Genomic DNA, 12,847 nt, shown 5'->3' on the forward strand with positions numbered 1-12,847 from the left:
GGGGAAAGCTGCCGCGCGCCGCTTCCCGAATCGGATTGTGCGCCGCTACGGCATCGCAATGTCGGGCAAGCCTTCCCCCATGATGGAGCAGTATCTCGGCCTCAAGACCGAGGCCCGGGCCGGCGGGGCTTCATGTCTGCTGTTCTACCGCATGGGCGACTTCTTCGAGTTGTTCTTCGACGACGCGCGGCAGGCTGCCGCGATCCTCGACATTGCCCTCACCAGCCGGGGCGAGCACGGTGGCGAGCCGATCCCGATGTGCGGCGTGCCGGTGCATGCAGCTGAGGGCTATCTGGCGCGGCTGATCAAGGCTGGCTGCCGCGTCGCCATTGCCGAGCAGGTCGAAACCCCGGACGAAGCGAAGGCCCGCGCCAAACGCGAAGGCACGCCATCGTCCAAGGTGGTGGTCAAGCGCGACATCGTCCGCTTTGTCACTGCCGGAACCCTGACCGAGGATGCGCTGCTCGAACCGCGCCGGGCCAATGTGCTCGCGGCAGTATGCGAAGTGCGCGGGGTGATCGGCATTGCGCACTGCGACATCTCGACCGGGCGGATGGAGCTGGAGGATTGTGCGCCCGATGCGCTCGGTGCGGCGCTGGCGCGGCTGGGGGCGAGCGAATTGGTGGCTCCAGAGGGCTGGGACGCTGCCCCCCACGATGCGATTGCCCGCGCCCGCTCCCAATTCGCCAGCGACGAAGGCGAAGCTCGGCTGAAGGCGGTGCACCAGGTCGCTACGCTCGAAGGCTTCGGCACCTTCTCCCGCGCCATGCTGGCGGCTGCGGGCGGGTTGATCGGCTATCTCGAACATGTCGGGCGCGGGACGCTTCCGTTCCTGCTGCCCCCCGTTTCAGCCAACGGCTCGGCACGGCTGGCGATGGATGCCGCAACGCGCAATTCGCTGGAAATCCTCGCCAGCCAGCAGGGCGGTCGCACAGGGAGCCTGATCGCGGCGGTTGATCGCTGTGTGACAGGGGCCGGCGCGCGCCAGCTGGCGGAAGACCTCTCCGCGCCGCTCACCGACAAGGCCGCCATTGAAGCTCGGCTGGCACTGGTCACCTTCTTCCACTCCGATCCGCTGCTGCGCGCCGACTTGCGCGAGGTGCTGCGCGGCGTGCCCGACCTCGCTCGCGCGCTCGGGCGGATCGTCGCAGGACGCGGCAGCCCGCGTGACCTGGGGCAGGTGCGCGATGGTTTGGCCGAAGCACGCCGTATCCGCGACCATCTGGCGGCAAAGCCCGACCGCCCGGCGCTGCTCGAACTCTTGCTTCCCGACATGGCCGGCCACGGCGCGCTCGTCGATCACTTGCAGCGCGCGCTGGTTCCCTCGCCGCCGACCACTCGCGACCAGGGCGGCTACATCGCGCAAGGCCACGACGCTGCGCTCGACGAATTGCGCGCCATCAGCGGCAACGCCCGCCGCGCCATCGCCGCGCTCGAAGCACGCTATCGCGACGATACCGGCATCGCCGCGCTCAAGATCAAGCATAACGGGGTGCTCGGCTATTTCATCGAAGTCCCGGCCAAGCATGCCGATGCGCTGATGGCACCGGACAGCGGCTTCACCCATCGCCAGACCATGGCCGGTGCGGTCCGCTTCAATTCGCTGCAACTGCACGAGGAAGCCAGCAGGATCAGCGAGGCCGGAGGTCGCGCGCTGGCGGCCGAGGCAGCGCATTTCGAGGAACTGGTCGAAATGGTCTGCGCTGCCCGCGAAGCCATCGCCGCCACCGCCGCCGCGCTGGCGCGGATCGACGTCGCCGCAGGGCTCGCGGAGCGCGCCGCAGAGGGCGACTGGTGCCGCCCGCAGATCACCGAGGATCGCGCGCTGGATATCCGTGCGGGCCGCCACCCGGTGGTCGAGGCCGCGCTGCGCCAGACCAGCGAACGTTTCGTCCCCAACGATTGCACGCTTTCTCCGCAAGACCGGCTCTGGCTGATCGGCGGACCCAATATGGGCGGCAAGTCGACTTTCCTGCGCCAGAATGCGCTGATCGTACTGCTGGCCCAGGCGGGCAGCTATGTCCCAGCTGCCGAAGCCACCGTGGGCCTCGTCGACCGCCTGTTCAGCCGCGTCGGCGCATCGGACAACCTTGCCCGCGGCAGGTCGACCTTCATGGTCGAAATGGTCGAGACCGCCGCCATCCTGTCGCAGGCGACCGAGCGCAGCTTCGTCATTCTCGACGAGGTCGGCCGCGGCACCTCGACCTATGACGGGCTGGCCCTGGCCTGGGCGGTGGTGGAAGCGGTCCACGAAACGATCCGTTGCCGCTGCCTGTTCGCAACCCATTACCACGAGCTGTCGCGCCTCGCCGAAACCTGCGATGCGCTTTCGCTCCACCATGTCCGGGCCAAGGAATGGAAGGGCGATCTCGTGCTGCTGCACGAGCTTGCCGAGGGCGCGGCCGACCGTAGCTATGGCCTCGCCGTGGCCAAGCTGGCAGGCGTGCCGCCACCGGTGGTCAAACGAGCGCGGGCCGTGCTGGACAAGCTCGAGAAGGGCCGGGCCGAAACCGGCGGGCTGGCGGCGGGATTGGGCGAGTTGCCGCTGTTCGCCGCCATGGCGCAAGAGCGCGACGCGTCCGAGGCTGATCACCTGCGCGAAACCCTGGCAGCGCTCGATATCGATGCCCTCACTCCCCGCGAGGCGCTCGACCTCCTCTATCGGCTCAAGACCGAGGCCGGGTCTACCGATCGTTAACCGCCACCTGTCACAATGGGTGGCATGAAGAACTATATGTTCCAGAGCAAGGGCGGCGCATTGGTGTTTGTCGGGCTCACGCTCGCCAGCGTCGCTGCGCTCGTCGGCACGGAAGACGAAGATGGCGCGCTGACCTCCGCGACCTCGCAGATCGAAGAGCAGGGCGAGCAATTTCGCAGTCAGGCCGATGCCGCCGCGAACCCTGATCCCGACCCCGATCCCGTCATGGTCGAAGTGGAGAACGAGGGTGAGTTTTCATCCGATGCCGACCTCGTCCTCGACCCCATCGGCTTTGAACCCGTGGGCATGGAGCCCAGCCCCGATGCCAACGACAGCGAAGTGGTCGAAGTGATCGAAGAACCGGCCAGCGAAGAAGCCATTGTCGAACAATCGGCCGAGTGATCGGGGCGCGCTGACGTGCCCCTCTGTCCCGGCCTGAGCAACGATTGAACGATTGTTCTGAGACCGGCCTAGTCGGTATCGACGGTGGCCTTGCCATAGGTATCAGGCTCATCGTCATGGTTCGGCTCGCCGACAAACGCCGACATGTCGACCGTATTGCCGCGATCCATCTGCTTCATGTGATCGACCAGGTCCTGCGCATCAGGGGCGTTGAAGGCGCTTTCGACACGCGAACTGTCGCTGCCAAGCACACTGGTCGCCCGGTCGATAGCATCCGCTGTGACGGTCTGCGCCTGCGCCGGGGCGTCGACCTGCTCGCTATTCTCGTTCTCGGGCGCGAGCGCGTCGGTTTGCGCGCGTTCGCCATCGAACTTGGCAGGATTTTTCTGGGTGCGGGACATAATCGTTCTCCTTTGCTGGAAGAACGTGCCGCACTGCACCTGTGTTCCGCAGCTTACCGCGTCGGCACCGGCATTTCGCCCGAATAATCGTAGAACCCTTTGCCGGTCTTGCGGCCGAGCCAGCCGGCCTCGACATATTTCTGCAACAGCGGCGCGGGGCGGTACTTGCTGTCGCCGGTGGTGTTGTAGAGCACCATGATGATGTCGAGGCAGGTGTCGAGCCCGACGAAATCGGCCAGCTCCAGCGGGCCCATCGGGTGGTTGAGCCCGAGGCGACAGCCCTTGTCGATATCGGCGATGCTGGCGGTCGATTGGCCGAGCACGAACACGGCTTCGTTGATCATCGGCAAGAGGATGCGGTTCACGACAAAACCCGGCTCGTCCTGGCTCAGCACCACCTGCTTGCCCAAACCTTCAGCGAAAGCGACAGTGCGGGCCTCGACGTCGTTCGAGGTGGCCAGGCCGGGAATGACTTCGATCAGGCCCATCACCGGCACCGGGTTGAAGAAATGCAGCCCGATGAAGCGCGCCGGGTCGACGGCATAGTTGGCCATGCGGGTGATCGGGATCGAGCTGGTGTTGGAGGCCATGATCGCGCCTTGCGCCAGCACTGCGCTGGCTTTCTCGAAGATCGCTTGCTTGATCGCCTCGCGCTCGGTCGCGGCTTCGATGATCATGTCGGCTTCGCCCATCGGGGCATAGTCGGCCACGGGGGTGATGCGGGCGAGCGCCGCTTCGGCCTCGGCGATTTCGATCTTGCCGCGCCCGACCAGCTTGGCCAGCGCCTTTTCGATCCCGGCCTTGGACTTTTCGGCCACTTCCAGCGAGACATCGGCCAGCAGCACCTGCAGGCCGTTCTGGGCAATCGTCTGGCTGATGCCCGAGCCCATCTGGCCCGCGCCGATGACGCCGATTGTCTTCATGATGTCCGCTCTCTTCGCAGTTGCAGCAAAGCGCGTGCCCTAGCGATGCGACTCCGCTCTGGCTAGCGGTTTGCGCGCTATCTGTTCGCGCCCGGCACCCACTTTACGTCGGCCTTGCCGTCGTCGTTGGCGACGCGGGCGAGGACGAACAGCAGGTCCGACAAGCGGTTGATATAGGCGAGCGCGGCAGGGTTGACCGTCTCTTCTGCCGCCAGCGCGGCCATGGCGCGTTCCGCCGCGCGGGCGGTGGCGCGGGCGACATGGACGCGGGCCGCGGCCTCGCTGCCGCCGGGCAGGACGAAGCTGGTCAAGGGTTCGAGCCGCGCGTTGAGCGCGTCGATGGCGTTTTCGAGCCATACGACCTGCGAGGGCACGACGCGCAGGATCATCTCGGAGGGCGCGAAGTCATCCCCCGGAGTAGCAAGGTCTGCGCCCAGATCGAACAGGTCGTTCTGGATGCGGAACAAGGTCTCGGCATTGCCGGTACCCTGCAAGGCGGCAGCCGCCAGGCCGATCGCCGAATTCGCCTCGTCCACGACGCCGATGGCAGTCATCCGCGCATCATGCTTGGCGCGGCGTGAGCCATCGACGAGGCCGGTGGTGCCGTCATCGCCGGTGCGGGTGTAGATCTTGTTGAGCTTGACCATGGGCCGGCCCGCTAGCGGGTCTAGCGAGAAACCGCCAGCAGGATGGCGACCACGACGATGGCCAGCGCCTGGTATTTGATACGGTTGAACATCATCTTGTTCTGCAGCAGCTGCATCTCGGTGACGTTCTCCCCTTTGCCCGTTTCGAGGTCGATCTTGGTGCTCTGCAGGAAGGCGACGATCCCGCGGATTAGGGAATAGAGCACGAGGCCCATCAGGATCACGAGGGCGATGATAAGTATCCAGGTCATGAACCCTATCTAGGCCTTCCCGAGCGAAATGCCAGACGGCCATTGTCCCGTACGCAGGCGATCGGCCCATGCGTGCCCGTCTTCGCCCGCCAACCGGTGGTCGGACAGCGCCGGGGAACCGCGCCGCTTGGCGAGTTTCTGCCCGCTCTCGTCGAGCAGCAGCGCATGATGGTGCCAGCGCGGCACCGGCAGGCCGAGCAGCGCCTGGAGCAACCGGTGGACATGCGTCGCGGCAAACAGGTCGCGCCCGCGGGTGACCAGCGTGACCCCATCCGCGGCATCGTCGAGCGTGGCCGCGAGATGATAGCTCGCCGGCAAGTCTTTGCGCACCAGCACCACATCCCCCAGCGTCAGCGGGTTGGCCTGCTGCACCTCGGCAAGATCGTCTTCCCATGCCAGCGGCCCGGTCAGCGCCAGCGCCTTTTCGACATCGAGCCGCAGCGCGGCAGGCTCTGCGGGATCGACCGCCCGTCCCTTGCAGGTGCCGGGATAGACCAGCCCCCCTGCCCCGGCCCACGAGCCGGGGTCCGGTCCCGTCGAGGCACCCGCCTTCTCGATTTCCTTGCGGGTGCAGGTGCAGGGATAGAGCAGACCCATCGTCTCCAGCCGCGCAGCCACCGCGCGGTAGTTCTCCAGCCGGGTCGATTGCGCGGGCACTTCTTCCCATTCGAGGCCGAGCCACTCGAGATCGCGGCGGAATTCGTCTGCCAGTTCCGGGCGACTGCGAGGACCGTCGATATCCTCGATCCGCAACAGGAAGCGGCCTTCGGCCTCGCGCGCCAGATCGTGCGCCACGATGGCGCTGAAGGCATGCCCCCAATGGAGCGGCCCGTTGGGGCTGGGGGCGAAGCGGGTGGTGGTCATCGGTGGGATTGTGAGTCCAAAATGCCGCAGTGCAAGGGATAAGCCTGTGGAAAGCCTGTCTGTAACCGACTTGACGCCTTTCTGCGCAAATGCACACTCGCCATCAATCGGGGAGAACAAGCAAGATGTTCACGGCCGAACTGATCGAACGGACCGCAAGGCTGCGAAGTAGCATGGAGGATCCGACGCGCAATCTGGCGTCGTGCCCCTCCCTCGTCCTCAATGCGGACTATACTCCGCTCTCCTACTACCCGCTCAGTCTGTGGCCGTGGCAGACGGCGATCAAGGCGATCTTCCTCGGCCGGGTCGATGTGATCGAGACCTACGACCGCGAGGTTCACTCGCCCAATCTCGACATGAAGATCCCCAGCGTTATCGCGCTCAAGCAATATGTGAAGCCTAGCGAATTCCCCGCCTTCACCCGCTTCAACCTGTTCCTGCGCGATCGCTTCGCCTGCCAGTATTGCGGCGACACCCATCACCTGACCTTCGACCACGTCATACCCCGCCGGCTGGGCGGGCGCACGACGTGGGAGAACATCGCCACCGCCTGTGCCCCGTGCAACATGAAGAAGGGCGGGCGCACCCCCAAACAAGCCGGGATGCACCTCTACAACGCCCCGATCCGCCCGACCCACTGGCAGTTGCAGCAACACGGCAAACAGTTCCCGCCGAATTACCTCCACGAGACCTGGCGGGACTGGCTCTATTGGGACATCGAGCTGGAGGGGTGAGGGGTCAGTGGCAGGACATCGTGAGGCCATCCTTGACTTCATTCATCGTTTCCCCGGTCGAGACGACGATGAGATCTCGGCCGCACTACGGATCAGGCCCCGGCAGACGATAAATCAGACCTGTAGAGCCTTGGCAAAGTCGGGTCAGATCGTTCGAAAGCCAGGGCAGCACGGCAAAATCTGCAACTTTCCCAAGCTGCCCGTTGATCGGCGTGATCCGATCGCTCCTCAAGCCAATCCAGCCGTCGATAGAAGTCGATCAGCGCATACTGGGGCGTCGCCTACCGACGACTGGTTCTGGGAGGGCAATGTTATCGAAGCTGTTGGTTCTTTCCTTGAATCTGATGGCTGGGTAATCCACTCGAAGGCCAACACTCTGATTAAAGAACGCGGGATCGATCTCGACGCCCAACGCGGGAGCCTGCGAATACTGGTTGAGGCAAAGGGATATCCTTCAAAGGCTTATCGGGACCCCCGCAAGGCTGGACAAGTCAAGCCGACCAATCCAACGCTACAGGCTGGCCATTGGTTTGCCCACGCCCTCCTCAAGGTAGTGCAGCTTCGCTCGACTGAGCAACACGCTGTACCTGTGATTGCCCTGCCAGATTTTCCTAGGTATCGATCTCTCTATGGTGGAATCCAACCCGCGCTCGTGCTCCTCGGAATAGCCGTAATGTTTGTGGACGAAGGTGGAACCGTAGAATTTCTCGACTTTCCGTCTTCCAAATAGGCTTCTTACGAGGACATCGGAAGATCACGTCACCGCCGCCCGCTGCCTGAACTCGGGCCTGTCCCAAGCCCCGATCGCCAGAATGTCCGCCAGCTCCTGCGCCGTGCGCGCCATGTCCTCGAAGCAGAGGTAGGCCGGGGCGAAGCCCAGCCGCAGGATGTCGGGCGCGCGGAAGTCGCCGATGATCCCGCGGGCTATCAGCGCCTGGCACAGGGCGTAGGCCTCCGGATGGCGGAAGGAGAGCTGGCTGCCGCGTTGGGCTGGGTTGGGGGGGGAGGCGAGGGCCAAACTCCCCCTCTCCTTTAGGGGAGGGGGCTGGGGGGTGGGGGATGTCGATGAGCCGACCGAAGAGATTACAGGCCCCACACCCTCCGCGCCCTTCGACAAGCTCAGGGCGCTCCTCCCTCTCCCCTGAAGGGGAGAGGGATTTCGGATCACACCTGCCTCGGCCAGGCACTCCAGCAGGAACCCGCTCAGCGCCTGCGACTTGGCATAGAGCCGCTTGACGCCGATTTCGGCGATCAGCTCCACGCCCACCTCCAATGCACTCATGGCGAGGATCGAAGGCGTGCCGCACAGCAGGCGGTCGACGCCGGGAGCGGGCGCATAATCGTCGGAGAAAGCGAACGGCGCGGCGTGGCCCATCCAACCGGAGAGCGGCTGCCGGAGCGCATCATGGTGCCGTTCGGCGACGAAGGCATAGGCCGGCGCGCCGGGGCCGCCGTTGAGATATTTGTAGCCGCAACCCACGGCGAAGTCCGCCCCGCAGGCGTTGAGATCGACCGGCATCGCGCCGCCGGTGTGCGACAGGTCCCACAGCACCAGCGCGCCTGCCTCGTGCGCAGCTTTCGTCAGCGCCGCTATGTCGAACATCGCGCCCGATTTGTAATGCACATGGGTCAACAGCAGCAGTGCGACTTCCTCGTCGAGCGCATCGGCGATGGCAACGCGGTCAGCTAGCCGCCGCTCGGCCAAGCCCTGCCCTTCCAGCCCCTCGATCATGTAGAGATCGGTCGGGAAATTGCCCGGTTCGCTGAGGATAACCTTCCTGCCGGGCCGCATCTCGAGGGCGGCACTGATCAGCTTGAACAGATTGACCGAAACGCTGTCGGCCACGATCACCTCGTGCGGCTGCGCCCCTACCAGCGGCGCGATCTTGGCCCCGACCCGCTGCGGCAGGGTGATCCAGTCGGCGCTGTTCCAGCTCTTGATCAGATCGGTGCCCCACTCGTGGCGCACGACCTGCTCCAGTCGCGCCGAAGTGGCCTTGGGCAGCGCACCGAGGGAATTGCCATCGAGGTAGATGACTTCCTCGGGCAGGTCGAAGCGGTCACGATACGCCGCCAGCGGATCGGCGGCATCCAGTTCGCGGGCGCGCTCGAGCAGGCTCATATCGCGGTCCGCACGCTCAGCAGTTCAGGGAAGAAGGCCTGCTTCAGCACGCCCTCCAGATAGGGCACCCCTTGCGTCCCGCCGGTGCCGCGCTTGAAGCCGATGATGCGTTCGACCGTCTTGAGGTGCCCGAAGCGCCAGCGCTGGAAGTGGTATTCGAGATCGACCAGTTTCTCGGCCAACTCGTAGAGGTCCCAATGCGCCTGCGGATCGCGGTAGATTTCGGCCCAGGCCGCCTCGACCGCTTCCGACCGGACCCAGACCGCATCGAGTTTCCGCTTCAGCACCTCGACGGGAATGGCAAAGCCGCGCCGCGCCAGCAGTCGCACCGACTCGTCATAGATGCTCGGCCGGGCCAGTTCCGCTTCCAGTCCCGCCACCACTTCGGCCAAGTTCTTGTGCAGGCTCACCATGTCGCGGTTGCGCCCGCCGAGCAGGAATTCCATCATCCGGTACTGCGGCGACTGGAAACCGCTCGAGCGGCCCAGGTGCGGGCGGATCGCGGAATAGTCATGCGGGGTCATGGTGCTGAGCACGTCCCAGCTCTGGATCAGCTGGGTCTGCGCCCGGGCGACGCGGGCGAGCATCTTGAACGCCGGCCGGAGATTGTCGGCGGCGACGCAAGCGCGCGCCGCCTCCAGCTCGTGCAGGCACAGCTTGAGCCACAGCTCGCTCGCCTGGTGGACGATGATGAACAGCATCTCGTCATGCGCTTCGGACGCCGGATGCTGCGCCGCGAGGATGCGGTCGAGATCGAGATAGCTGGAGTAGGTAACGTCATGCGCCATGGCCGTGCCCTAGCGCGAAGCGGTTGCAGAGGAAACTACCCCTCGATCACCCGCGTATGCGGGTGATGCTTGTCGAGGTGTTTCTTCACGATCCTGAGGTTGCGGGTGTTGGAGCGATAGACGAAGTCCAGCGCATCGCCCAGCACGGGCACGGCGCCAACGGCGGTATCGAGCGCGATATTGCCCGCCATCCGTACCAGCTTCCATTTGGGCAGACCGAGGTTCTTCGCCTCCCAGATCAGATAGCTGCCCATCGCCGCCGCGATCAGGTCACCCACCACCGGGATCAGGCCGACGATCGAATCGAGTCCGACCGGCACATTGGTGCCGGGAATGACGAAGCTGCGTTCGAGCAATTGCTCCATCGCCTCGATCCGCTTGCGGACCGAAACCGGATCGGTCCCGGTCGGCAATTCGAAGCCCATCGTTCTCACGCGCGGACCATCGTTCATCTGAGGCGCTCCTTCGATTAAGAAATGGGAGCGATCGCCATGGGAAACAAGGGGTGGCGTGCCCAGCGGTTCTCGGCAAATCCACCGACACTGCCCCGTACCAGCGACCAGCGGAGCGGTGCGCCCAGCGGGATGAAGACTTCCTCCCTGGTCAGCGCACCCTCAGCCTCCGCCAACAGCCTGGTCATTTCCTGCGGCGTGGCAGCAGCGAGCGATTGTCGCACAAACAGGTCGGCAACCGGCGAGCAGAGAGGGCGGGCGACCGTGCAATTGAACTGGTTGAGGAACCAGCGGGCGTCGGCATACCGGGCGGGCCGGTCGACCAGCATGAGATCGGCCGATTCGCCATCGGCGGGTCGCTCGAGCCGCACCCCGATCGCCTCGAGATCCTCTCTCAGCCGTCCCAGGAGAAGGTTCGAGCCGGGGCCTGCCGGCAAATCGATAGTCAGGACCGGGGGTGAGTCGCGGCCACCGGCCCAGGCTGCCATACGGGTGCGCGCTACTGCCCGTCGCTGGTCGAGCGTCTGTCCACTCCAGCGCGCGCCCCTCGCCGTCGGATCGCCGGGAAGCTCGGCGGGCACGAGCCGGGTCGTCGGGGTCCACCCGGCAACGTTGAAGGGTTCGATCAGCCGGCTGCGGTCGATCGCCATCGACAGGGCTTCACGCCGCTCGGCTGTTTCCAGCAAACCTTCCCGGTTGCGAAAAACGATGCCGAACAGGCCAAGCCCCGAATCGATGCGGAAGGCGCCGGCGGACAAGGGGCCGACATCGGCCAGCGGCAAGGTCGAGAGGTTGCCGTCGAGCACTGCCTCGACCTCACCGCGCTTGAAAGCATCGACGGCGCGGCGCGCGGGCAAACCGCGAACGACCACATCGAGCACATTGTCGTTCCAGTCGCGGCGTTGGGGCAAGCCGCGCTCCTGCGGGGGCAGGGGTTGCAGGCGCAACATGCCTTCTGCGGAATCTACCGTGACCATCGGGCCGGTCCCCTCGCCCTTGACCCTCAGGCCGAGCTCGGGCTGCGACAGCAATTGCAGGAACTGCGGCATCGGGCTCTTGAGCCGGACTTCGATCACCCGCTCGGCCATGACCCGGATTTCGGCGATCTTGGCGAGGTCGAGGCCAAGCGTGGTGCCGTCATAGGCCTGGATCACCCGGCGCAATGCATCGCGCACCGAGGCGGCGTTGAGCGGTTTCCCATCGGGCCAGTCCGATCCCCTGATACGGAAGAAGTAGCTCTTGCCGTCCTCGGTCACGATCCAGCGTTCGGCGATAGCGGGCACGACTTCGCCCTGCCCGTTCATCGCCACCAGACCTTCCGCAGTGGCTTCACGGACCAGCTGCCCGGCATAGGACAGCCTTGTCCCGCTCTCGAACGGGTCGTCATTTTGCCCGATCACAGCGATCGTAACGGCCCCTTCATTGGCGCGCGAAGAGCAGGCCGAAACGGCCAGTCCGGCGAGCAGCAATGCGAGGGTGGCAAAACGCATGCACCCTGCCTAGCAGCGGTGCAGGTGCAAGTCAGCGCATAGGTTCAGATTTTGCGCAACGCGCCCGCGGGAGTGCCGATATGCCCCGGCTGGATGCTCGACGGCCGGACATACCGCGGGCTCGACAAATCGTCGACGCTGGCCTGCTGCACGCGGGCAAGCGCCGGATCGATTTCGCGGGCGAAGGCAATGCCGAAGCGGTTGTCCTGGACCCAGGCAACGCTGCCTTCGACCCAGTCGATGTTACGCAGCTTCACCGAAAGGCGCGAACCGCGCAGGACCCTGACGGAACCCTCTGCCATCATTCCGCCGGCCGACAGGTTGCGCACCTTGACCCGCTCGAGCGCCTCGGCTCCCTCAAGGCGCAGGTCGGCCATCAGGAACAGGCTGTCACGGGAAATATTGCGTGTGTCTACGGCAGACATTGAGCGACAGGGTCCTCTTATCGGTCCAATCGACGTCTCCCATCCACGGGATCGGCCATTCAGACTCACGGATACGCCGGTTACCCTAACGAAGCTTTAAGCGTGTTACATTTCGGCGGGTATTTGCAGACCCGGGGGTCAGTCGTCGCGGGAGATTTTCTCGCGCCGTTCGTGCGCTTCCTGCGCCTCGACGGTCATCGTTGCGACCGGACGCGCGATCAGCCGTTTCAGCCCGATGGGATCGCCGGTGACTTCGCAATAGCCATATTCGCCCTGGTCGATCCGGCGCAGCGCGCTGTCGATCTTGGAGATGAGCTTGCGCTGGCGATCACGCGTGCGCAGTTCGATGCCCCAGTCGGTCTCGCTCGATGCACGATCGTTGAGGTCCGGCTCGCGGATCGGACCGTCCTGCAGCGATTGCAGCGTTGCCCCGGCGGAAGCGTGGATGGATTTCTTCCATTCGAGCAGCAGCATGCGGAAATAGTCCTGCTGCTTCTCGTTCATGTAGGGCTCGTCTTCGCTGGGGACGTAATCCGCCCCCAGATTGCCCTTCACTTCTTTCAGGATATCGCTGTCGTCACGCGCCGAAACGGCCATGAGGGTCCTCTCAAACCAATGTGCCCGGTCCGGTCCGCCAATCCTGCAAGCCC

General features: G+C 64.9%; 15 protein-coding genes. 4 read left to right on the forward strand and 11 right to left on the reverse strand.

Annotated elements, in window-relative coordinates:
* Nucleotides 1-58 precede the first annotated feature (58 nt).
* Both mutS and LY632_RS01475 read left to right on the forward strand, forming a co-directional pair.
* Nucleotides 59-2,698: a DNA mismatch repair protein MutS gene (gene mutS / locus LY632_RS01470; protein WP_234092045.1), complete on the forward strand. Its 2,640-nt coding sequence runs from the start codon at nucleotides 59-61 to the stop codon at nucleotides 2,696-2,698.
* Between the two features lie 24 nt (nucleotides 2,699-2,722).
* Nucleotides 2,723-3,100, forward strand: a complete 378-nt coding sequence (locus LY632_RS01475; RefSeq protein WP_234092046.1) for a hypothetical protein — start codon at nucleotides 2,723-2,725, stop codon at nucleotides 3,098-3,100.
* 68 nt (nucleotides 3,101-3,168) lie between these two features.
* Here the strand turns inward: LY632_RS01475 and LY632_RS01480 are convergent, their stop codons facing one another.
* From LY632_RS01480 to gluQRS, 5 genes are all read right to left on the reverse strand, one after another.
* Nucleotides 3,169-3,501 carry a hypothetical protein gene (locus tag LY632_RS01480; protein ID WP_234092047.1) on the reverse strand — a complete coding sequence of 111 codons (333 nt, stop codon included), beginning with the start codon at nucleotides 3,499-3,501 and terminating at the stop codon, nucleotides 3,169-3,171.
* A 53-nt stretch (nucleotides 3,502-3,554) separates the two neighbouring features.
* Nucleotides 3,555-4,424: a 3-hydroxyacyl-CoA dehydrogenase NAD-binding domain-containing protein gene (locus LY632_RS01485; protein ID WP_234092048.1), complete on the reverse strand. Its 870-nt coding sequence runs from the start codon at nucleotides 4,422-4,424 to the stop codon at nucleotides 3,555-3,557.
* Between the two features lie 77 nt (nucleotides 4,425-4,501).
* Nucleotides 4,502-5,071, reverse strand: coding sequence for a cob(I)yrinic acid a,c-diamide adenosyltransferase (locus tag LY632_RS01490; RefSeq protein WP_234092049.1), 570 nt, complete (start codon nucleotides 5,069-5,071; stop codon nucleotides 4,502-4,504).
* Between the two features lie 20 nt (nucleotides 5,072-5,091).
* Nucleotides 5,092-5,322, reverse strand: a complete 231-nt coding sequence (locus LY632_RS01495; RefSeq protein ID WP_234092050.1) for an HIG1 domain-containing protein — start codon at nucleotides 5,320-5,322, stop codon at nucleotides 5,092-5,094.
* A gap of 9 nt (nucleotides 5,323-5,331) precedes the next feature.
* Nucleotides 5,332-6,186, reverse strand: a complete 855-nt coding sequence (gene gluQRS / locus LY632_RS01500) for a tRNA glutamyl-Q(34) synthetase GluQRS (RefSeq protein WP_234092051.1) — start codon at nucleotides 6,184-6,186, stop codon at nucleotides 5,332-5,334.
* Nucleotides 6,187-6,311: 125 nt separating this feature from the next.
* Here gluQRS and LY632_RS01505 point away from each other — a divergent pair, with 125 nt between their 5' ends.
* Complete coding sequence (locus LY632_RS01505; RefSeq protein ID WP_234092052.1) at nucleotides 6,312-6,920, forward strand: HNH endonuclease; 609 nt, start codon at nucleotides 6,312-6,314, stop codon at nucleotides 6,918-6,920.
* 7 nt (nucleotides 6,921-6,927) lie between these two features.
* On the forward strand, nucleotides 6,928-7,650 hold the full coding sequence (locus LY632_RS01510) for a helix-turn-helix domain-containing protein (protein ID WP_234092053.1): 723 nt from the start codon (nucleotides 6,928-6,930) through the stop codon (nucleotides 7,648-7,650).
* A gap of 24 nt (nucleotides 7,651-7,674) precedes the next feature.
* On the opposite strand, the gene kynU is transcribed toward LY632_RS01510, so the two are convergent.
* From kynU to dksA, 6 genes are all read right to left on the reverse strand, one after another.
* Nucleotides 7,675-9,036 carry a kynureninase gene (gene kynU / locus LY632_RS01515; RefSeq protein WP_234093284.1) on the reverse strand — a complete coding sequence of 454 codons (1,362 nt, stop codon included), beginning with the start codon at nucleotides 9,034-9,036 and terminating at the stop codon, nucleotides 7,675-7,677.
* A gap of 2 nt (nucleotides 9,037-9,038) precedes the next feature.
* Nucleotides 9,039-9,830, reverse strand: a complete 792-nt coding sequence (locus LY632_RS01520) for a tryptophan 2,3-dioxygenase (RefSeq protein WP_234092054.1) — start codon at nucleotides 9,828-9,830, stop codon at nucleotides 9,039-9,041.
* 35 nt (nucleotides 9,831-9,865) lie between these two features.
* Complete coding sequence (locus tag LY632_RS01525) at nucleotides 9,866-10,282, reverse strand: DUF4112 domain-containing protein (protein WP_234092055.1); 417 nt, start codon at nucleotides 10,280-10,282, stop codon at nucleotides 9,866-9,868.
* Nucleotides 10,283-10,299: 17 nt separating this feature from the next.
* On the reverse strand, nucleotides 10,300-11,772 hold the full coding sequence (locus tag LY632_RS01530; protein ID WP_234092056.1) for an ABC transporter substrate-binding protein: 1,473 nt from the start codon (nucleotides 11,770-11,772) through the stop codon (nucleotides 10,300-10,302).
* A 44-nt stretch (nucleotides 11,773-11,816) separates the two neighbouring features.
* Nucleotides 11,817-12,197 carry a PilZ domain-containing protein gene (locus tag LY632_RS01535; protein ID WP_234092057.1) on the reverse strand — a complete coding sequence of 127 codons (381 nt, stop codon included), beginning with the start codon at nucleotides 12,195-12,197 and terminating at the stop codon, nucleotides 11,817-11,819.
* 138 nt (nucleotides 12,198-12,335) lie between these two features.
* Nucleotides 12,336-12,794 carry an RNA polymerase-binding protein DksA gene (gene dksA, locus LY632_RS01540; RefSeq protein WP_234092058.1) on the reverse strand — a complete coding sequence of 153 codons (459 nt, stop codon included), beginning with the start codon at nucleotides 12,792-12,794 and terminating at the stop codon, nucleotides 12,336-12,338.
* Nucleotides 12,795-12,847 lie beyond the last annotated feature (53 nt).

Source organism: Erythrobacter sp. SDW2, assembly GCF_021431965.1.
Taxonomy (GTDB): Bacteria; Pseudomonadota; Alphaproteobacteria; order Sphingomonadales; family Sphingomonadaceae; genus Parerythrobacter.